This window comes from Streptosporangium sp. NPDC023825 (assembly GCF_040639575.1).
Lineage (GTDB): Bacteria > Actinomycetota > Actinomycetes > Streptosporangiales > Streptosporangiaceae > Streptosporangium.
The window spans coordinates 1-18,952 of the sequence record NZ_JBFAAE010000101.1; the positions used below are offsets into that span (position 1 = coordinate 1).

The following is an 18,952-nucleotide window of genomic DNA, read 5'->3' on the forward strand; positions in this document are numbered from 1 at the left end:
GGTTGGGCTCGGTGGCGTCGATCTTCATTTCGTTCTCGGCGGTGATCATGTCGAACTCGCGGTTCGCGATCGTGGTGTACTGCGAGTCACCGAGCTTGCCGGCCGCGATCGCGGTGCCGAAGTATCGTCCGCTCTGCTGGGCCGCCGCGGCCAGCGTGGACGCGGCCGCATCAGCCGGGCCCGTCGTCGCCACCAGTGCCGTGGCCGCGCCGAGCACGCCGAGCGCGCCGACGACCAGTGCCCGGCGCAGCCGGCTTCGGGGCGGGGGTATGGCGATTGCGCCCATTCCTGAGCCTCCATAACTACATCACAGGTGAAGGGAAATGCGGGGATGTTCCCCGCGGACTCGACACCGCGCCCGCCCTCGGGCGCACACCACCAAGGCATCAAGGAAGCGGCTCTCCGCCGAATCACAGGACAGAGGGGACCGCCTCGGAGACTCAGTGTGGAAACATGCCCGAAACTTGTCAAGGCTGAAGCGAAACTTTCGGTTAATACATTCGCTCCTGGTGCCGAATTGTCTGCGCAGAGCGGAATCGGCATCCCGAAAATTTCGCCACGGCCCGCTCCGGGCCATGGAAATGTATGAACGTTTCATCGCGCGTCCCCCTCGGCCGGATAGGCCGTCGCGATAAGACCAGGTGGATCCACGACCGGCCCCGTGCCGCCGAAGTGAAGACCTCTCCGGTCCTTGACAGGGACTTCACCTCTCGTGTGTGATCCGCACCACCACCACCACCTCCACCCACTCGACAGAGAGGGGCCCGACCAAGCGGATATTCGATGTGAGCGCTAACAAGCATGGTGTCCGCAGCCGTGATAGCCCTGACCGCAAAAGGGCGGCTTCACTGTCAACGACGCCTGAATCGTGATTCAGGCACATATCTGCGTTCTCCCTACGAGCATGCGCCGGTTCCCCGCGAGCGTGCGCCGGCGAGTGCGAGCTGGATCTCGGCTGGACTCTCCCCCTGTGGGAGGCCTCATGCTGCTCCCTGCGGCCCCCAATCGCCGATCATGAAGGGATCGGCGATGGGAACGGTGTGACCGTTCGCCGCGTCAGCACAGGGAGAGCGACGCATGACCATCGTGAAGGACATCGAGGCCCGCGGCATGCACCACTGCGAGACGACCGCGCTGGGGGTGCTGTTGCGGCATGAGGGACTTGATCTGTCCGAGCCCATGCTGTTCGGGCTGGGCTCGGGCCTGTCCTTCATCTACTGGGACAGCAAGGGCATGGCGTTCCCCTTTCTCGGAGGCCGTGTCAAGCCTTTCGACCTCACCAGGAACCTGGCCGCCAGGCTGGGGCTGACGCTGACGACCGAGGAGACCACCTCGGCGCGCAAGGCGTGGCAGAACGTGGCCGCCCCCCTCGACGCCGGTCGGCCTGTCGGCCTTCAGCTCGACTGCTACCACCTGGACTATTTCCGCTCCAAGGTGCACTTCGGCGGTCATGTCGTCGCCATGTACGGCTACGACGAGCACGACGCCTACCTGGTGGACACCGGCCGGCAGGGAGGAGCGGTGCGCACCAGCCTGGCCGGCCTCGCCAGGGCGCGCGCCGAACGCGGCCCGATGACCGCCAGGAACCGGTCCTTCACCATCGCCTTGCCGGCTCGCCCGCTTTCCTGGCAGGACCAGATCATCCCGGCCATCAGGGAATGCGCCGACGCCTTCCTCGCCGCTCCCATCGCGAACCTGGGCCACCGCGGCATCGAGAAAGCCGGCGAACGGGTGCCCGGATGGCTGCTACGCGCCGGCGAGCCGCGGCGGGACCTGCCGCAGGCCGCTCTCCTCATGGAACAGGGCGGCACCGGCGGCGCCCTGTTTCGCGCCCTCTACCGCGACTTCCTCGGCGAGTGCACCCGGCTCATCGACGACGGCGGCCTCCGTACCGGCCACAGGCTGTACGCCGAGGCGGCCGTCCTGTGGACGGACGTGTCCGCACTGGTCGCGAAGGCCGGAGAGAGCGGCGACGCCGGGTACCTCGAGCGGGCCGGCGTCATCCTCCACGATCTTTCGCGCGTCGAGAAGGACGCCATGCGGGTGCTGCGCCGGCTGTAACTCAGTCGCTTGCAGCTCAATCGGTGCAGCTCAGCCGGTGCAGCTCAGCCGGCTGTAACTCACTCGGCTGTAACTCAAAGGAAAGCCCGAACCGCGGCGGGTTGTGGCTTCTGACCGGTCGTACTATCTTTTGGCCATGCGGCCAGAAAAAAAGCCGGATGGCCAGAAGCAGTCGTCGTTCATCCAGGAGGCCCGCCGCGCGCAGATCATCGAGAGCGCGATCGAGACCTTCACGGAGCTGGGTTACGCCGGCACCTCGCTGGCGCACATCGCCGAGCGCGCCGGCATCAGCAAGGGCGTGATCTCGTACCACTTCGCCGGCAAGACCGAGCTGATGGAGCAGATCGTCGAGCAGGTCTACCGCGACATCGCCCAGTTCGTCGTACCGCGGACGGAGAGGGAGACCACGGCGGCCCGCGCGCTGCGGGCGAACATCCGCGCGGTCGCCGAGTACATGCGAGGCCACCGCTCCCAGCTGCTCGCCCTCGGAGAGATCTTCAACAATTTCCGCGCCTCCGACGGCAGGAAGCGCTACGGCGTCGCCTTCAACGAACCGATCTACCGGGACCGGGAGACGTTGTTCCGCCTCGGCCAGCAGAACGGCGAGTTCCGCTCCTTCGACCCCCGCGTGATGTCCATCACCGTGCAGGCCGCGATCGACGACATGTTCGCCTACTGGGTGACCTACCCCGATCACGACCTGGAAGCGCACGCGGAGGAACTGGCGGACCTGTTCGAGCATGCCGCCCGGGCCGAACCCCCTGGAAGAGCCGATCCCCCCGAAGAAACGGCGAACCCATGACACAGCCCGTCAACCAGCCGACCGCGCCGGCCACCCCCTCCCCGCGCTCCCCGCGGCTCCTCCATGTCGACAACCTGCGCACCGCCCTGACGGCACTTGTGGTGATCCACCACTCCGTGATCGCCTACAGCAACGTCCCGCACTGGTACTACACCGAACCGCCGGCCGACCCCTCGGGAACGCTCCTGGACCTCGTGCTCGTGCTCAACCAGGCGTTCTTCATGGGCGCCTTCTTCCTCATCTCCGCGCTCTTCGTGCCGGGCTCCTACGACCGCAAGGGAAGCGGGCGGTTCCTGAAAGAGCGGCTGCTGCGCCTGGGGGTCCCGCTGCTGCTCTGGCTGCTGGCGCTCCGCCCCCTGGCGACCGCCGGCAGATACACCGCCGCACGAGACGCCGCCCTCCAGCAGGGTACCGAGCTGCCCTACTGGCAGTTCTATCTGCGCTCGTTCACCCCCGGGCCGATGTGGTTCGTGGAGGTGCTGCTGGTGTTCAGCGCGCTCTACGTCCTGTGGCGGCATCTGGCCGTCAAGGACCGGCACGCGTCCGAACCGGTTCCGGCCGCGGGCCGGGCGCCCGGCGCCGCCGCGATCGTCGGGTTCACCGTCGGGCTGGCCCTGGCGACCTACCTGTGGCGCATCGTGGTGCCGATGGGTGTCTCGATCCTGGGGCTGCCCACCCCCGCCTACCTGCCGCAGTACGTGGCGCTGTTCACCGTCGGGCTGATCGCGGCCCGGCGCGGCCGGCTGGAGGGCCTGTCCGGAACGGCCGGCCGGGCCGGGTTCGCCGTCGCGGCCGTCGCCGCTGTCGCGCTCCTCCTCGTCCTGATCTCCGCCGGAGAGGCGATCCTGGGCGGGGGAACCCTGCCGTCCCTGATAGCGGCGGCCTGCGAGTCCGCGCTCGCCGTCGGCGTCGTCCTCGGCCTTCTGGTGCTGTTCCGGGAGCGCTTCGGCCACCAGGGACGCCGCCGCCGGTTCCTGTCGGCGCACGCCTACACCGTCTACGTCGTCCACCCGGTCGTGCTGGTCGCCCTGGGTTACGCCCTTCGCGACGTGCAGGCGCCCGCGGTCGCGAAGGGCGCGCTGCTCGCCGCCCTCGCGCTGCCGCTGTGCTGGGCGACGGCGTACCTGGTACGCGCCCTGCCGGGCGCCCGGAAGGTGCTCTAGACCGTAATCCGTGCCGCGTGCGCGGGGCTGCGGGAACCGGTTCTCAGGGAGTTTTCAGGCGGAGTTTGTAGCACTTTCAACTGAAATTTATGAATATGGGGCAATGGAGCGCGTGCCGCAGGAGGCCGATGCGGCCGGGGCTCGGAGAGCCGTGGCCGGCAGGGCCCGGTGGTTCGCCGCCGGGAGCGGGGCACTTGTCGTCGTGGCGTTGCTCGCGTACTGGCTGGGAAGCAGCGGCGGGAGCGGCGAAGAGGCCGCGCCCGGGCCGAGCGCGACGCCGACGCCCGGTGCGACGCTCACGGTGCCCGACGTCTTCAGGAGGGTCGGGCCGTCGGTGGTGGTCGTCCAGGCCGGGAAGTCGCTCGGAACCGGGGTGATCGCGGCCGAGGACGGGACGATTCTCACGGCGCACCACGTCGTCCAGGGCACCTCGGACAAAGGCACTCCGGGCAAAAGCACTCCGGGCAAAGGCGCCGAGGACGTCACCGTGACGTTCGCCGACGGCACCAGGACGAAGGCCGTCGTCGCGTCGTCGAACCCCAAGCTCGACGTCGCGACCCTCACGCCGGCGAAGCTGCCGGAGATCGTCGTCCCGGCGACGCTCGGCGGCGCCGCGACCGTGGGCGCGCCCGTCGTGGCGATCGGCAATCCGCTGGGCCTGACCTACAGCGTCTCCACCGGAGTCGTGTCGGGCCTGAACCGGACCGCCGACCGGACCGCCGAAGACGGCGGCCTGAACGGGCTCATCCAGTTCGACGCCTCCGCGAACCCCGGCAGCTCCGGCGGTCCCCTCCTGGACGCCCGCGGCCTGGTCATCGGGATCGTCGTCTCGATCGCCGACCCGGGAGGCGACGAGGCGTTCGCCGGCATCGCGTTCGCGGTGCCGATCGGTGCGGCTCTGGGCGGCGGCGAGGGTGACGGGCCGCCGGGCGACGGGCCCCAGATCTGACCGAAGCGTCACGAGAGGGAACACCATATGACCTCGACCAAGTCCTCCGAGTCGGCCCATCCGCTCGAGCATGTGCTGTTCGAGGTCAAACGCACGATCGTCGGGCAGGACGTCCTGCTGGAGCGCATGGCCGTCGCGATGATCGCCGACGGTCACCTGCTCGTCGAGGGTGTGCCGGGCCTGGCCAAGACGCTCGCGGTGAGGTCGCTGGCCGCCGCGATCGCCGGGAGTTTCCAGCGCGTCCAGTTCACCCCCGACCTGGTGCCGGCCGACCTCGTGGGCACGCGGGTCTACCACCAGCACTCCGGGGAGTTCAGAACCGAGCTCGGCCCGGTGTTCGCGAACCTGCTGCTGGCCGACGAGATCAACCGCGCGCCCGCCAAGGTGCAGAGCGCCCTGCTGGAGGTGATGCAGGAGCACCAGGTGACGATCGGCCGTGAGACGTTCCGGGTGCCCGAGCCGTTCCTGGTCATGGCGACGGAGAACCCGATCGAGTCGGAGGGCACCTACCCGCTGCCCGAGGCGCAGGTCGACCGTTTCATGATGAAGGTGGTCGTCGACTATCCGACGCAGGCCGAGGAGCAGGCGATCGTCAGACGGGCGCTGCGACCGCCCGAGCCGCCGCAGCCGATGGTGACGGCCGAGGACCTGATCGCGATGCGGGCCCGCGCCCGGCAGGTGTACGTCGATCCGGCGATCGTCGACTACGCGGTACGGCTGGTCTCCGTGACGCGCTCCCCCGCGACGGCCGGGCTCGGCGAGCTGGAACGGTATGTCACCTACGGGGCGAGCCCGCGAGCGTCCATCGCGCTCGTCACGGGCGCCCGGGCGCTGGCGTTCCTGCGCGGCCGCGACTACGTCCTGCCGCACGACCTGTCCGAGCTCGCGCTCGACGTGCTGCGCCACCGCCTCGTGCTGTCCTACGAGGCCCTCGCGGACGACATCGACGCCGACACGATCGTCACCGGGGTGCTCGGGGCCGTCCGGGCACCCGACGTCGTCCTGCAGAACCGCTGAACCGCCATGTCCACCGCCTCCGAGAGGCTCCTGCTCCGCCTGGAGTGGAAGGTCGTCCGCAGGCTCGACGGCCGGCTGCAGGGCGCCCACCGCACCGCGCACCGCGGCTCCGGGATCGACTTCACCGGGTTACGCGCCTACGGCGACGGCGACGACGCCCGGCACATCGACTGGAACGTGACCGCACGGCTGGACGAGCCGCACCTGCGAGTGTTCACCGAGGACCGCGAGCTGACGGTGTGGCTCGTCCTCGACCGGTCGGCGTCGATGGCGGCCGGCCGGCCGGGGCGCGGCAAGCACGACGTGCTCGCCGAGCTCGCGCTCGTCCTCGCCCGGTTGTTCGGCCGGGGCGGCAACCGCGTCGGCGCCCTGCTGTTCGACACCGGGACACCGCGCGTCGTGCCGCCCGGCACCTCCCGGCGGCACGCGCTGCGGATCGGCGCCGAGCTGGAACGCACCTCCGAGGCGCACGGCGGCACCTCCAAGACGCACGGCGGCACCTCCAAGGCGCGCGGCACCACCACCGACCTGGCGGAGATGCTCGACGCGGCCGGACGGCTCGCGCGCCGCCGCGCGCTCGTCGTCGTGCTGTCGGACTTCATCGGCGACGGCGACTGGGAGCGCTCGCTCCAGCGCCTGGCCCGGCGGCACGAGGTGGTCGCCCTGCGGATCGTGGACACGGCCGACGACGTGCTGCCCGAAGCAGGGCTGATCGTGGTCGAGGACGCCGAGACCGGCGAGCAGCTTGTCGTCGACTCCGCCGACCCGCTGCTGCGGGTCCGCCTTGGCGCCGCCGTCGACGCCCGCGACGCCCGGCTCGAGGCGGGGATGCGCCGGGCCGGGGTGCCCGTCCACCGCATCGACACCGACCGCGATCTGGCCGAGGCGCTCGTCGAGGTCGTCACCCGGACCGGGGACCGGTCGCCGTGACCGGGCTCGCCGAGGTCGCGAACGGACACCTGAGGCCGGCCGAGGAGGTCTCATGACCTTGTCCTTCCCGCCGCTGCTGGCCGTCGGGCTGCTCGTCGCGGCGGCGCTCGCCTGGGCGGCCGTCGTCTCGGCGCGCCGCCGGACGGCCGCCCTCACCGCGGCCGGGATCGCCGTGCCGGGCGGCCGCCGGGCGTACCTCGGAGTCGGCCTGACGATCGCCGGCGTCGGGGTGCTCGCGGTCGCCGCCGCCGGACCGGCGGCCATGGTGCCGGTCCCGCGGACCGCGGGTACCGTCATCCTCGCCGTCGACGTCTCCAACAGCATGGGCGCCGGCGACGTCGCGCCCACCCGGCTGGCGGCCGCGCAGCGGGCGGCCCGCGCGTTCGTGGCGGCGCAGCCCGACAGCGTCGACATCGGAGTCGTCGCGTTCGAGCGGGGTGCGCTCACCACCGCACGGCCCGACGCCGACCACTCCGTCGCGCTCAAGGCCATCGACCGGCTGAGGCTCACCGGTGGCACCTCGCTGGGGGCGGCCATCACGGCCTCCCTGTCGGCGATCACCGGCAAGCAGGTGGCCGTCGGCCGTGACGGCACCGCGCCCGACATCGGCTACTGGCCGTCCGCGACGATCGTGATGTTCTCCGACGGCCAGAACCAGGGCGCGGACGTCGAACGGGCCGCCGCCGTGGCCCAGCGGGCGGGTGTCCACGTCCACACCGTCGGGGTCGGCACCACGGCAGGGGCGACGGTGAAGGTCGACGGCTACCATCTGCAGACCTCGCTCGACGAGGCCACCCTCACCGCGATCGCGCAGACCACCGGCGGCGGCTACCACCCCGCCTCCGACGCCGCGCGGCTCGACGGGATCGCCGACACGATCGACCTGCGGCTCACCGTCTCCGACGAGCCGCTGCCCCTCGCCGGCGGGCTGATCGGGCTCGCCCTCGCGCTGCTCACCGCGGGCGCGGCGCTCAACGTGCTCCGGTCCGGACGGGTGATCTGAATGTCGTTCTCATGGCCGTGGGCACTGCTGTCCATCCTGGTCATCCCGCTGATCCTCGCCATCCGCGAGTGGGCGCGGCGCCGCCGCCGGCGGGCCGTCGTGCGCGTCACCTCGATCGCGCTCGTCCGCGGCGCCCTGCCCGGCCGCACGCGCTGGACGCGGAAGATCCCCGCGGCGCTGTTCGTGGCCGGGCTCGCGCTGCTCGCGGTCGGGGCCGCGCGACCGCAGGCGTCGGTCCCGGTGCCGCAGACGTCGACGACGATCCTGCTCGCGCTCGACACCTCCGGCTCCATGTGCTCCACGGACGTCGACCCCAACCGCATCACCGCCGCGAGGAAGGCCGCCGCCGAGTTCATCGAGTCGCAGCGGGGCGGGCCGCGCATCGGCCTGGTCACCTTCGCGGGCAGCGCGGGTCTGCTCGTCCCGCCCACCGACGACACCGACTCGCTGATCGAGGCGCTCGACGGCCTCACCGTGTCCCGCGGCACCGCGATCGGGCAGGCCGTGCTCACCTCGATCGACGCGATCGCGGAGGTCGACCCGTCGGTCGCCTCCACCGGGGCGGACCCCGTCGGCGGCGGGCCGGGTTACGCCGGTGCCGCGATCGTCGTGCTCACCGACGGCGCCAACACCCAGGGCGTCGACCCGCAGGTCGCCGCCCAGGAGGCGGCCCTGCGCCGCGTCCGCGTCTTCCCCATCGGCTTCGGCACCACGAACCCGGCCCCGATGGTCTGCGACAACTCGCAGTTCGACGGCCGAGGCTACGGCGGCTGGGGCGGCGGCTCCGGCGGCCGGGGCGGCTTCGACCGGGGCCGCAACCCCCGCGTCATCGACGAGCCCGCGCTCAAGCAGATGGCCCGGACCACCGGCGGCTCCTACCACCGCGCCGAGAACGCCGACCAGCTCCAAAGCGCCCTCGGCTCCCTCCCCGGCAGCTTCACCGTCGTCCACCAGCGGGTCGACACGGCCGCCGCCTTCGCCGCCGGCGGCGCCCTTCTCATCACCGCGGCCCTGTCCCTCTCCCTGTGGTGGAACCGCCCCCGGACCCCGGCCCGCTGACGTACCTGTCGCCTGCACGGGCCGCCGGTCAGCCGCGTGTTCCGGCCGAGACGTGCAGCGAGAGGTGCGAGGACAGGGCGCGGAGGAAGTCCGGGGCGTCGAAGACCGCGCCCGCGGAGGCGACGCCGGTCGTCCTGGTCCGGCCGGTGAGGACGCGGTCGACGGCCTCCACCGCGAGCGGCGCGCTGACGGCGTAGATGTCCTGACCGGCGGCGGCCACGCGGCGCTCCACGCCGCCGGAGCGGACGAGGACGTCGACGACGAAGGTCTGCGCGGAGCGGCCGCGCTCGTCGACGGCGGCCGGCGCCGGGGCGCCGGGAGCGGACAGCTCCGCGGCCGCCTTGGCGGTCATGTAGGTGCGCACCTCCGGGACGGCCAGATGGCTGGGAACGGTGACGACGTCGGCCATGGTGAACTCCCCGATGACGCTCTGGGGGCCGAGCGGAGCCGGGAAGGGCCACTCCAGGGTCAGCAGGGCGTCATCGTGGTACTCCAGCCGCCCGCCGGTGAAGCGGACACGGCGGCCACCCCGTCGCCGACTCGAGACCACGCCCGCAGCGAGCGTTCCGCCGGTGGGGTGCCAGCCGCTCAGGCCGTAGGCGATGTGCGCCTCGTCCGCCGCCGTCCAGTCGCCCATCGCGGTGGTGACCAGCAGGTCGCCGAGACCGCCGTAGAAGGCCATCGCCGGGACCACCACGGTGCCCGCGGCGCGGGCGCGCTCCGCGAAGTGCGCGAACGTGTCGGCGTTCGCCTCGATCTCGGCCGCCACGTCGACGTACGGAATACCGGCGCGCAGTGCCGCCTCGACCAGCGGCGCGGCGGTCGAGGCGAAGGGCCCGGCACAGTTGATCACGGCGGCCGCGCCGTCCAGCGCGCGGTCGAGCGAGGCCGGGTCGTCGGCCGACGCCTGCCGCGCCTCAAGCCCGGCGTGGGCCTCCGCCAGCGCCACCAGCTTGTCCCGGTCGCGGCCGAGGAGCAGCGGGACGTGTCCGCGCTCACGCAACTCCGCGACCACGAACCGCCCGGTGTGCCCGTAGGCGCCGAACACCGCCACGATAGAACCCGATCCCATGCCTGCTCCCGCGTACTCGTAGTGCTTCACGGGGTAGATCCTGTCTTCGCCGGCCCATCGGTGCCCAGTGTCCGGAATGACATGACCCGTACAATTTCCGACATGGGTTCTTTCCCGCGCTCCGTCGCGGTCGCCGCCGTCGACGGGATGCTGCACTTCGAGCTGGCCCTGGCCTGCGAGGTCTTCGGCCCCGCCCCGGACGCCGTGCCGGGCCCCTGGTACGACGTCAGCGTGTGCGGCACGCACGCCGTCCGGGCCGGCCGGTTCCGGCTGGAACCGGACCACGGGTTCGACTGGCTGGCGCGGGCCGGCACCGTGATCGTCCCCGCCCTGGCGGACGTCGACGAGGACCCGCCGGCCGAGCTGGTCGAGGCGGTGCGCGCGGCTCACGCGTCGGGCGCGCGGGTGGTCTCCCTGTGCACGGGCGCCTTCGTGCTCGCCGCCGCGGGCCTGCTGGACGGGCTGCGCGCGACCACGCACTGGGCCCACACCGGGGAACTGGCCGCGCGCCATCCCCGGGTGGAGGTCGACCCGGACGTGCTCTACGTCGACAACGGCAGCGTGCTCACGTCCGCGGGCAAGGCCGCGGCGATGGACCTGTGCCTGCACCTGGTCCGCCGCGACCACGGCTCGGCGGTCGCCAACGTGGTCGCCCGCCGCCTGGTCGTGCCGCCCCACCGGGCCGGCGGCCAGGCCCAGTTCGTCACCACACCGGTGCCCGCCCAGGACGGCCACCCGCTGGCCGAGTTGCTCTCCTGGGTGATGCGGCGGCTGGACCAGCCGCTCACCGTGGAGGACATGGCCCGCCAGGCGAACATGAGCTCGCGCCACCTGGCCCGCCACTTCCGCTCGGTGGCCGGCACCACCCCGCTGCAGTGGCTGTTGACGCAGCGGATCCGCCGCGCGCAGGAGTTGCTGGAGACCACGGACGACAGCGTCGACACCATCGCCTCGGCCGCGGGCATGGGCACGGCGACGACGCTGCGCCGCCATTTCCACCGCACGATCGGCGTACCGCCGGACGCCTACCGCCGTACGTTCCGACCGTGAGGCCGCGGCGCCCCGCGCCCGGTGCCCGGCGTCCGGGAACGATCGGGAACCGCGCCGGCCTGTCGATCCCCCGGAGGCGTGGAGACGGTCCCACGCCTCCTGCGGTACCGCAGGAAAGATCACAGCGGTCCTGCAAGAGAGATACCGCGGTCCTGCGAGGGAAATCGCAGCGGCTTCGCGGGAGAACGGCGGCGAGCGAAGTACCCGGTGTGATCGAATACGTCCCCGTGACTCCTCCGCTCCCTGAAGGGAGCGGCTTCTCGCTAGGCCGCTTGCGCAGCGTCGCGAAGGGCAAGCCCTGCCCGCAGGATGTTGATCGCCGCGTTCACGTCGGCATGCGCGGTGTGCCCGCACGCCGTACAGGCGAACTCGGCTTGGGTGAGGCGGTTCTCCTTCGCGCAGTGCCCACATCGGGCGCAGGCGCGGGAGGTGTTGGCGGGGTTCACCGCGATCAGCTCTCGACCGGCGCTTTCAGCCTTGTGCGACAGGATCGTCAGGAACACCCCCCAGCCCGCGTCCAGGATGCTGCGGTTGAGGCCGGACTTCTGCGCGACGTTGCGGCCGGGTGCCTCCAGGGTGCCGGACGCCGATCGGGTCATGGTGGCGATCCGCAGGTCCTCATGCGCGATGATGTCGTAGGCACGAACCAGGCGCAGGGCCGCCTTGTGTGCGCCGTCGAGGCGCCGGCGGCAGACCTTGCCGTGCAGGGCGGCGACCCGGGCCACCGCCTTGCGGCGCCGATTGGAGCCGCGCTTGGTGCGGGCGAGGTCTCGCTGCGCGACGGCGAGGCGGTCCGCGGACGCCGCCAGGTGGCGCGGGTTGTCCAGGTGGTCTCCGTCGCTGGTGGTGACCCGCGACGCCACTCCCATGTCCAGGCCGACGACCGCGCCCGCCGGGGGCAGGGTCTGGGCGGGTACGTCGTCGCAGGCGAGGATCACATACCAGCGCGAACCTTCATATTTCACGCTGATCGTCTTCACGGTGCCGCGTACGGCACGGTGCTGGTGGACGCGTACATGCCCGACGCCCTGGAGGCGGACGAACGTCGCGGTGGGGTGTTCGGGCTGGGAGTCCCACCGGCAGCCGTCGCCGTCCTTGGGCCAGGTCACCGTGTCGAACCGCCCCTTGCCCTTGAAGCGGGGATAACCCGGCGTGCGGCCGGCCTGGAGGCGGGCGAAGAACGCGGCGAACGCCGTGTCCAGGCGGCGCAGGGTGGCCTGCTGGGAGGAGAACGACCACCGGCCCTGACCGTCGGCGTCATCGGCGCGGATGTGCTTGAGGTCGGCCGACTGCTCACCGTAGCGGACCGTCACGCCCGCCGTGCGGTGGGCGGTGCGGCGGTGCTCCAGCGCGGCGTTGTACAGGGCGCGGTGGTCATCCAGGCACGCGGTGAGGGCGACCTCTACAACAGCACCATCCATCCAACGCGCGACAATCGGAGATCTCCAATGCGCAGACCTGACCGGCCAGGGCACACTCGGGCCCTGGCGGCCCTCCCGCTCCCGATTCCCCCGTCGCCCAAAGGCGACGCTCCCCTCGGGAGGAACTGATGGACGACCTGGCGCTGGGGACGCTCGCACAGCGGCTGACGCGGATCCCCGGGGTGGTCGCGGTGGCGCTCGGCGGCAGCCGCGCCCGCGGCACGCACCGCCCCGATTCGGACATCGATCTGGGGCTGTACTACCGGGGTGATCTGGACGTGACGGCGCTGCGGGCCCTGGCCGAGCAGGAGACCGGGGAGCGGACCGAGCTGACCGCGCCGGGCGGCTGGGGTCCCTGGGTCGACGGCGGCGGCTGGCTGACCATCGGCAGCCGGCAGGTCGACTGGATCTACCGCGACCTGGACCGGGTCCACCGGATCTGGGACGACTGCCGGGAAGGCCGCTACGAGGTCGGGGTCCAGGCCGGACATCCGCTGGGTTTCTACTCCCACGCCTACGCCGGCGAGGTGGCGCTGTGCCGGGTGCTGGCCGATCCCACCGGGGAGCTCACCGACCTGCGGGAATGTACTCGTACCTACCCGGCGGCGCTGAGCGCCGCGCTCGTGGGCGGCCTGTGGGAGGCGGACTTCTCCGTGGCGCTGGCGCGGTACGGGGCGGCCGGCACCGACCCCGCCTACGCGGCCGGTTGCCTGTTCCGCGCCGTCGGCGTCGCCTGCCAGGCCCTGCACGGCCACGCGGGCCGGTGGCTGGTCAACGAGAAGGGCATGGTGGCCTCGGCCGCCCGGCTGCCCGCGGCCCCGCGGGACTTCGCCGCACGGGCGCAGCGGCTGCTCGGTCACGTCGGCGAGTCGACGCGGCGGATCGAGCAGGTCGTGGCCGACGCGGCCGCCCTGACAGACGAGGTGAGGGCGGCCGTGTCACCTGACGCGCCCCGAGTCCGGTGGAGCCGGTTCAGCTGACCCTCATACCGGACGGAAGTAGGATCATCCGCGTGGATCTGGACAATACCGCCGCCCAGCTCGGGGTATCCGTCGAGGACGTCGAGCGCGTGCACCGGCTCGCCGGCGACCGGCCGTCGGCTCCGCTGCCCGCCAAGGCCGACGCGCCCGCGATCCTCGCCCGGCTCGCGGTGCGGCCGGACGACGCCGCCGAGATCATGGAGGGCTGGCCCGACCCCGACTCCCCGCTGTGGACTCCGGAGCTGCGCTGGCTGCTCGACCGCTCGATCGCCTTGGTCCGCGCCGATCTCGGGGGCCACGGCTGGCTTTCTCCCGGTCCGGAGCTGCCGCGCGAACGGGGCCCCGCCTGGCGGCATCTCTACGTGTACGCGTACCTGGCCCTGGTCGACGTCGTCACGGGGTACCACCGCGACCACGGCATCGCCGATTCCGTGTCCTGGGCGACCCTCGCGGACCTGGGCCGCAATCTCGCGATCGACCGGCGGATGCACCGCGAGGGCTGGCCGGTCATGCAGAGCTGGCTGACGCTGCACGCGCGCGGCGGCCTCTACGAGCTGGGTCGGCTCCAGCACCACCGCGGCGGCACCACCATCGACCTGCACATCCCCGAGTCAGGGCCGATGACCCCGCAGGCGGTCGCGGCGTCGCTCGACGAGGCCCGCGCGTTCTTCCCGCGCCACTTTCCCGACGAGCGCTACACGGCCTTCGCCTGCGGCTCGTGGCTGCTCGACCCGCAGCTGCTGGAGTACCTGCCCGGTGACTCCAACATCGTCCGGTTCCAGCGGAGGTTCGAGCTGGAGCCCTACGAGGAGCCGGAAGGGGCGGACGCCGACGTCGAGGTGCTGCGGTTCGTGTTCCGCACCCTGACCACGCCGCTCGACCGGCTGCCGCGCCGCACCGTGCTCCAGCGCGCGATCGTCGACCACCTGAGGGCAGGCCGCCACTGGCAGATCCGCCGCGGCCACTTCCCGATCTAGCCACACCCGGGCGCCTGTTTCACCGGGAGCGGCCTGTGCCCGTGCCGGGCGGGGCCGGCGTGTCCAGGACGGTGGTGCGGGTGAGGACCGAGGCGGCGGCCATGCTGTGCCCGCGTCATCGACGTCGGCAGCGCCCCGTCGAAGATCGAGCGCATGGGCGTGCGCGGGTCGGGGCCATGGCTTCAGGGGGCACGAACGCGCCCTGGCCCGAAGTCGCCGACGGGCCCTTCAGGGAGCCCGGACGCCGTGTGCCTGAAGCCGAGAGATGATCAGCTCTCGGAGCTCGCGTTCCTGGGCGGCCGCGTCGTGATGTCCCGCCCGGTCACCGGATGCGGCCCAGCGCTCGAGGACGTCGACCGTGAGAAGCCATTGCGCGATCGTGAGTTCGGGTCTCACGACCTCGTCCGGTGGCGGCCACGAGCCGGAGCCGGGAACACCGGGCGTCCAGCGGGCGATCTGATCCCAACCGGCCCTTCGGACGCTGCGCGCGAGATCGGCCCGCCGGCGATCGCCGTTCACGGTCTCGACGTCGGCGTCGTTGTCCATGCATCCGTCGATGATCCCCCACTGGCGAAGAGGCATCGCGATGATCAAGCCTGCACTCATGCCGGGCATGGTGCCGAGATCGTGAAGGGCAGTCAAAGCGGATCATGAGTAGGCACCGGGTACGGCGGCGCCGAGGACGAGGCGATGAAGGTGTCGCGGAGTCATCATGACGCCGGTGATACGGGTGGCGAGCGCCAGGACCGCCGGTGTCCGGCGTCACCGAACTTGACGGTGGAATGCCACTCTCGCCTGCGCGCCATCGATTAGACGGCCGTCTAATAACCCCCCTGTTTCCCCTGGTGAATTCAGCTTTCTCGAAGTCGCGGCCAAATGGGGAATGGCTGCGTTAATCGCCGGGGAAACCCTGGAAAAGTCCAGGACAATCCGGTTCCGGATCGGCAGGCCCGCTTGCCTGAGTGCCGCGGGGCGTCGTTCCCGCGAGATTCTACGGTTACGCTCCGTGTTCGTCGGCAGCGTGGCGGCTCCGGCCCGCACCGCCTTCCCAAAGGAGACCGGCGGTGGTCTTGCCGTGGTGCCCGCGGGCGCCTCCAGGAGTCGCCGCCGGATCGCGGCCCCGCGGGCGGCGGACGCCGGAGCGCCGGTCGCGTCAGGAAGTGCGGCTGGACGGCCGGGGCGGCAGGACCCCCGGTGGCCGCGCCGAGGGCCTCGCGTCCACCGGGCGGACGCCGTGTCACCCCGGCCCGATCACGCTCCGCCACCCGGAGGTCCGGGGTACGCCCGGGACCGTTCCTCTTGTCATCTCCGGGGAAATCTTACGTCTGACCTGGACAGACTCGCGCATCGTCATCAATGGACCGTTCCGGCCGCGACGTGTGGGAGGGCGAGCTCACCGGCGAGCCTCTCGCCCTCCTCCGGCGGCCGGACCTTCCTGGCGTACGACTGGCGTACGACGCCGCCTGGCGTGTGGCGGGCGGATCGGCTCTCGGACCGATGCGGCGGAAGCCGAAAGGACCACCACGCACCGCCCGGGACGCGTGAAGGGCCCGGCCCCTTGAAGGGGGCCGGGCCCTTGGACCGGTTCGTGGTCACACCGGGTCCGTCGCGGGTGCTACCGCCACGCCGTGAAGTGCCACTTGTTGGGCTGCGACCATGTACAGGCTGTCACCTGGTATCCCGAATCCCTGACCGCGTACCTCCAGTAGTTGCAGGTGCCCGCGTCCGAGTAACCGCCGTAGAACTTGCTCTCGGCGTGGGCCACGCCGCCAAAGGATAAGACCGTTCCGGCGATGGCGAAGCTGGCGACGCCGACGACCGCTCTTTTCATGAGACTCATGCTTTGGACCTTCCTGTAGACCCCCGGAGGGAATTACCGCTGCACATTGATCTTTAACTGGCGATCGCCGATATGCAAGACCGTCTTTGAAATCCGGCGCCCGGCGGCGAGTGATCGGCGGGGAAGGACGACGGGGCGTGATCGGGCCGGGGCGACGTCGCGGATCGCGCGCCCCGCCGCCCGTTCCTGCTTCTCACAGTCGTCCCGGCTTCTCACAGTCGTCCCGGGTGAGCGTCAGGTGGGAGCCGTCCGGGGTGGCCGGCTTCCCGGCCCAGCAGCGATCCGAGCGATCCGCAGCGGCCGTCGCGCGCGGGCCGGGTCAGAAATAGGCACCGGGTATGGCCGCCCCGAGGATGGGGCGGCGAAGGTGTTGCGGGGTGACCATGACGCCGGTGATCCTGCTCGCGACCGCCAAAGCCGCTGGAACGGGGTTGTCGATGTGGTCGTCAGCAGCCGGATCGAGGCCCAGATCACGAAGGTGACGGTTGAGCCGATCGGGATCTGTGCCATGCCTCTGGATGGGAAAAGTCGGGTTGATGTCGGTGATGTACTCACCGTCGACGGCATAGGAGAGGCTGTGCCGGGCGGCGTAGTTGTGCCGCATCACCGCCACCGCTTCTCCCCCGTCGCGAGACAGGGGGCAAAGAGCCTCCGCATGCGAGCCCCGCCAGCCGCAATCCTCGATCGCGACGGTCCAGTCCCCGATTCGCCTCACAGTGATGACCTCAGGCCCTTCCGGCTGGGAGTAGTCCTCGTCTCCGATGAGCCGGATATCCTCGTCCGCGGCACCGAGCCGGCGGAGCACCTCGTACTCGTCGAGCCCGCGGACGAAGACAATCGTGTAGATCTCGCCGAGCCCGCTGCCCTCTTCCCACTTGTAGTCCTCCGGCGACGCACCGGGGGTTCTGGCGGTGGCGTGGACCATTTCGAACGTGCTCGCCTGCTCGAGGATCTCGGGGTGGGCGGCGAAGAAGGCCTCGGTGATCTCTGGAGCCATCCGGCCACGCTCACTGACCAGGTGGCCGTTCGCTCTCGCCCAGTCCCGGATCTGAGTGCGGCCCAGCTTGGGCGTCCGGTAGGTGACGTGGAGGGGGGTGAAGTCGGCATCGGACATGATCAGAAACTACCGCCAGGTTTGATGCCTTGTCTGCCATCGCTCTTCCAGCGGGCCCGAGCCCTCCGTGACCGGTCGCCGGACGCGTCATCGGAATCGGCAGCAGAAGATGATCTTAATCGGCAACGCCCAGCGGCTCCCCCGCCACCCGCTCTTCCCGGTCGCCGCCCAGCCCGAACTGCCCGCGCCGACGACGGAGGCCCCGACCGAATGCCCCAACGTGGTCAACGAGCCGCGCCCGAGCCTGACCCCGACGCCCTCGCCCACAGGCGACCGGCCTCAGCTGAGTGGTCACCCTGTCGAAGAACGTCATCCCGGGCACCATCAAGATGGGCGCCCTGCTGCGCGTGCAGAAGGGCGCCCACGGTAACGACTGGGGCCGCCACACCGCCTACGCCGGTCCGATCCGCCTCCTAACGAAGAGGAAGTGCGTCGTCTGGGGCGGCGATTTCGCCAAGGCGGCGTGGCAGAGCGGCTGGACCCACCGCGACTAGAGCCGCTTCTCGTGCCAGGTGTAGTAGAGGTAGGTGCTGCCGGGCCCGGTCAGCGTGCCGTAGACCTGCCAGAAGCTGTTCGGGGCGAGCGAGAAGCGGAAGACCTTGTCACCTGGCCGGTCGTCCACGAAGGCGGTCTGTGTGCCGTTGTTCCAGATCCGTACTTCGATCGTGAACGTCGAGGTGTCAGGGATGTCGAGACAGATCTCGTAGTCGTACGACAACGAGCCGCCGATGTTGTAGCTGCGCCCGTCGATGGCCCCTCGCTCCATGTTGGAGGGGATGTAGCTGTTGTACACCCGCGTGTACCCGCCAGTGGAACAGTCGACCGCGGAGGTGGCCGCGGACGCGGGATTGATGCCGGTGAGCATGGCGCCGAGGACGCCGATGAGAACGAAGATGGTGCGCTTCATGCCTCTCCTCATCTGTGCACGTGAGCCTCCGACCAATTAGTTGAAGGCTTAACTGATTCTGACGAGGTCGCCGTAGCCGGACAAGGCCGAGCAGGGATTCCCACGAATTCGGGTCAAACAGGTCACGTCGAGCTGCACCGATGAATCCGCCCCGCTTCCTTCGGCTGAAATCAAGATGAAAACCGCACGCCAGGGGGTTCGGAGGCGGCCGTCGCCTCCCCCCGTCCGGTGGTTACGATCGCCCGCCGGAAACCGATGAGCCCCTGGGATCGCCGACGACCCTCAGATCTCCGTTGTTCGTGGAGAAGGTCGTCGACGTCGTCGGCCTCTATCACAACCCGCCCGAGCGGGCCGTGGTGTTGTGCGTGGACGAGAAGTCCCAGATCCAGGCCCTGGACCGGTCACAGCCGGTGCTGCCGATGATGCCGGGCATGCCCGAGCGGCGCACCCACGACTACGTCCGCAACGGCATCACCAGCCTGTTCGCCGCCTTCAACATCGCCGACGGCACCGTCATCGGTGAACTGCACCGCCAGCACCGCGCCGCCGAGTTCAAGAAGTTCCTGATCACGATCGACAAGAGTGTCCCCGCGGACCTGGACGTCCA

19 protein-coding genes and 1 pseudogene are annotated in these 18,952 nt (G+C 70.9%); 13 read left to right on the plus strand and 7 right to left on the minus strand.

Going from position 1 to position 18,952, the window contains the following annotated elements; translation table 11 throughout:
• On the minus strand, nucleotides 1-286 hold a 286-nt coding region (locus AB0G15_RS41530; protein WP_362851042.1), incomplete at its 3' end, for an endo-1,4-beta-xylanase.
• A gap of 791 nt (nucleotides 287-1,077) precedes the next feature.
• On the opposite strand from AB0G15_RS41530, the gene AB0G15_RS41535 reads away from it, so the two are divergent.
• The 8 genes from AB0G15_RS41535 to AB0G15_RS41570 all read left to right on the plus strand — a co-directional run bounded on the left by AB0G15_RS41535 (nucleotide 1,078) and on the right by AB0G15_RS41570 (nucleotide 8,984).
• The gene (locus AB0G15_RS41535) at nucleotides 1,078-2,061 is read left to right on the plus strand and encodes a BtrH N-terminal domain-containing protein (RefSeq protein ID WP_362851043.1); all 984 of its coding nucleotides are present in this window, start codon (nucleotides 1,078-1,080) and stop codon (nucleotides 2,059-2,061) included.
• A 136-nt stretch (nucleotides 2,062-2,197) separates the two neighbouring features.
• Nucleotides 2,198-2,863, plus strand: a complete 666-nt coding sequence (locus AB0G15_RS41540; RefSeq protein ID WP_362851044.1) for a TetR family transcriptional regulator — start codon at nucleotides 2,198-2,200, stop codon at nucleotides 2,861-2,863.
• Nucleotides 2,860-4,026 carry an acyltransferase family protein gene (locus AB0G15_RS41545; RefSeq protein WP_362851045.1) on the plus strand — a complete coding sequence of 389 codons (1,167 nt, stop codon included), beginning with the start codon at nucleotides 2,860-2,862 and terminating at the stop codon, nucleotides 4,024-4,026. The genes AB0G15_RS41540 and AB0G15_RS41545 overlap by 4 nt, the downstream gene beginning before the upstream one ends.
• A gap of 103 nt (nucleotides 4,027-4,129) precedes the next feature.
• Entirely contained in the window at nucleotides 4,130-4,975 is an 846-nt protein-coding gene (locus AB0G15_RS41550; RefSeq protein WP_362851046.1) for a trypsin-like peptidase domain-containing protein, read from the plus strand.
• 27 nt (nucleotides 4,976-5,002) lie between these two features.
• Nucleotides 5,003-5,992: a MoxR family ATPase gene (locus tag AB0G15_RS41555; protein WP_362851047.1), complete on the plus strand. Its 990-nt coding sequence runs from the start codon at nucleotides 5,003-5,005 to the stop codon at nucleotides 5,990-5,992.
• Nucleotides 5,993-5,998: 6 nt separating this feature from the next.
• Nucleotides 5,999-6,922: a DUF58 domain-containing protein gene (locus AB0G15_RS41560; protein ID WP_362851048.1), complete on the plus strand. Its 924-nt coding sequence runs from the start codon at nucleotides 5,999-6,001 to the stop codon at nucleotides 6,920-6,922.
• Between the two features lie 52 nt (nucleotides 6,923-6,974).
• Nucleotides 6,975-7,925, plus strand: coding sequence for a VWA domain-containing protein (locus AB0G15_RS41565; protein ID WP_362851049.1), 951 nt, complete (start codon nucleotides 6,975-6,977; stop codon nucleotides 7,923-7,925).
• Nucleotides 7,926-8,984 carry a VWA domain-containing protein gene (locus AB0G15_RS41570; protein WP_362851050.1) on the plus strand — a complete coding sequence of 353 codons (1,059 nt, stop codon included), beginning with the start codon at nucleotides 7,926-7,928 and terminating at the stop codon, nucleotides 8,982-8,984.
• A 28-nt stretch (nucleotides 8,985-9,012) separates the two neighbouring features.
• On the opposite strand, the gene AB0G15_RS41575 is transcribed toward AB0G15_RS41570, so the two are convergent.
• A complete protein-coding gene (locus tag AB0G15_RS41575; protein ID WP_362851051.1) occupies nucleotides 9,013-10,086 on the minus strand; it encodes a saccharopine dehydrogenase NADP-binding domain-containing protein in 1,074 nt (357 codons plus the stop codon).
• A gap of 72 nt (nucleotides 10,087-10,158) precedes the next feature.
• Here AB0G15_RS41575 and AB0G15_RS41580 point away from each other — a divergent pair, with 72 nt between their 5' ends.
• A complete protein-coding gene (locus AB0G15_RS41580; RefSeq protein ID WP_362851052.1) occupies nucleotides 10,159-11,106 on the plus strand; it encodes a helix-turn-helix domain-containing protein in 948 nt (315 codons plus the stop codon).
• 263 nt (nucleotides 11,107-11,369) lie between these two features.
• Here the strand turns inward: AB0G15_RS41580 and AB0G15_RS41585 are convergent, their stop codons facing one another.
• A complete protein-coding gene (locus AB0G15_RS41585) occupies nucleotides 11,370-12,527 on the minus strand; it encodes a transposase (protein WP_362851053.1) in 1,158 nt (385 codons plus the stop codon).
• A 128-nt stretch (nucleotides 12,528-12,655) separates the two neighbouring features.
• Between AB0G15_RS41585 and AB0G15_RS41590 the strand changes: the two genes are divergently transcribed.
• Entirely contained in the window at nucleotides 12,656-13,507 is an 852-nt protein-coding gene (locus AB0G15_RS41590) for a nucleotidyltransferase domain-containing protein (RefSeq protein ID WP_362851054.1), read from the plus strand.
• A gap of 32 nt (nucleotides 13,508-13,539) precedes the next feature.
• Nucleotides 13,540-14,484 (plus strand): acyltransferase domain-containing protein, encoded by a 945-nt coding sequence (locus AB0G15_RS41595; protein ID WP_362851055.1) that lies wholly within the window; start codon nucleotides 13,540-13,542, stop codon nucleotides 14,482-14,484.
• Between the two features lie 228 nt (nucleotides 14,485-14,712).
• Here the strand turns inward: AB0G15_RS41595 and AB0G15_RS41600 are convergent, their stop codons facing one another.
• The 3 genes from AB0G15_RS41600 to AB0G15_RS41610 form a co-directional block, all read right to left on the minus strand.
• Nucleotides 14,713-15,090 carry a hypothetical protein gene (locus tag AB0G15_RS41600; protein ID WP_362851056.1) on the minus strand — a complete coding sequence of 126 codons (378 nt, stop codon included), beginning with the start codon at nucleotides 15,088-15,090 and terminating at the stop codon, nucleotides 14,713-14,715.
• Between the two features lie 1,009 nt (nucleotides 15,091-16,099).
• On the minus strand, nucleotides 16,100-16,324 hold the full coding sequence (locus AB0G15_RS41605) for a hypothetical protein (RefSeq protein ID WP_362851057.1): 225 nt from the start codon (nucleotides 16,322-16,324) through the stop codon (nucleotides 16,100-16,102).
• 319 nt (nucleotides 16,325-16,643) lie between these two features.
• Nucleotides 16,644-17,438: a DUF6461 domain-containing protein gene (locus AB0G15_RS41610; RefSeq protein WP_362851058.1), complete on the minus strand. Its 795-nt coding sequence runs from the start codon at nucleotides 17,436-17,438 to the stop codon at nucleotides 16,644-16,646.
• 287 nt (nucleotides 17,439-17,725) lie between these two features.
• On the opposite strand from AB0G15_RS41610, the gene AB0G15_RS41615 reads away from it, so the two are divergent.
• Entirely contained in the window at nucleotides 17,726-17,932 is a 207-nt protein-coding gene (locus tag AB0G15_RS41615) for a hypothetical protein (protein ID WP_362851059.1), read from the plus strand.
• Here the strand turns inward: AB0G15_RS41615 and AB0G15_RS41620 are convergent.
• The gene (locus AB0G15_RS41620; protein ID WP_362851060.1) at nucleotides 17,929-18,345 is read right to left on the minus strand and encodes a hypothetical protein; all 417 of its coding nucleotides are present in this window, start codon (nucleotides 18,343-18,345) and stop codon (nucleotides 17,929-17,931) included. The two genes, AB0G15_RS41615 and AB0G15_RS41620, sit on opposite strands and share 4 nt — an antisense overlap.
• A gap of 290 nt (nucleotides 18,346-18,635) precedes the next feature.
• On the opposite strand from AB0G15_RS41620, the pseudogene AB0G15_RS41625 reads away from it, so the two are divergent.
• Nucleotides 18,636-18,952: pseudogene (locus AB0G15_RS41625) on the plus strand (IS630 family transposase); the annotation flags it as partial.

Bases quoted from the DNA above. Each gene is read 5' to 3' on its own strand.
- AB0G15_RS41535 (WP_362851043.1), top strand. From the start codon at position 1,078: ATGACCATCGTGAAGGACATCGAGGCCCGCGGCATGCACCACTGCGAG.
- AB0G15_RS41540 (WP_362851044.1), top strand. From the start codon at position 2,198: ATGCGGCCAGAAAAAAAGCCGGATGGCCAGAAGCAGTCGTCGTTCATC.
- AB0G15_RS41545 (WP_362851045.1), top strand. From the start codon at position 2,860: ATGACACAGCCCGTCAACCAGCCGACCGCGCCGGCCACCCCCTCCCCG.
- AB0G15_RS41550 (WP_362851046.1), top strand. From the start codon at position 4,130: ATGGAGCGCGTGCCGCAGGAGGCCGATGCGGCCGGGGCTCGGAGAGCC.
- AB0G15_RS41555 (WP_362851047.1), top strand. From the start codon at position 5,003: ATGACCTCGACCAAGTCCTCCGAGTCGGCCCATCCGCTCGAGCATGTG.
- AB0G15_RS41560 (WP_362851048.1), top strand. From the start codon at position 5,999: ATGTCCACCGCCTCCGAGAGGCTCCTGCTCCGCCTGGAGTGGAAGGTC.
- AB0G15_RS41565 (WP_362851049.1), top strand. From the start codon at position 6,975: ATGACCTTGTCCTTCCCGCCGCTGCTGGCCGTCGGGCTGCTCGTCGCG.
- AB0G15_RS41570 (WP_362851050.1), top strand. From the start codon at position 7,926: ATGTCGTTCTCATGGCCGTGGGCACTGCTGTCCATCCTGGTCATCCCG.
- AB0G15_RS41580 (WP_362851052.1), top strand. From the start codon at position 10,159: ATGGGTTCTTTCCCGCGCTCCGTCGCGGTCGCCGCCGTCGACGGGATG.
- AB0G15_RS41585 (WP_362851053.1), bottom strand. From the start codon at position 12,527: ATGGATGGTGCTGTTGTAGAGGTCGCCCTCACCGCGTGCCTGGATGAC.
- AB0G15_RS41590 (WP_362851054.1), top strand. From the start codon at position 12,656: ATGGACGACCTGGCGCTGGGGACGCTCGCACAGCGGCTGACGCGGATC.
- AB0G15_RS41600 (WP_362851056.1), bottom strand. From the start codon at position 15,090: ATGAGTGCAGGCTTGATCATCGCGATGCCTCTTCGCCAGTGGGGGATC.
- AB0G15_RS41605 (WP_362851057.1), bottom strand. From the start codon at position 16,324: ATGAGTCTCATGAAAAGAGCGGTCGTCGGCGTCGCCAGCTTCGCCATC.
- AB0G15_RS41610 (WP_362851058.1), bottom strand. From the start codon at position 17,438: ATGTCCGATGCCGACTTCACCCCCCTCCACGTCACCTACCGGACGCCC.
- AB0G15_RS41620 (WP_362851060.1), bottom strand. From the start codon at position 18,345: ATGAAGCGCACCATCTTCGTTCTCATCGGCGTCCTCGGCGCCATGCTC.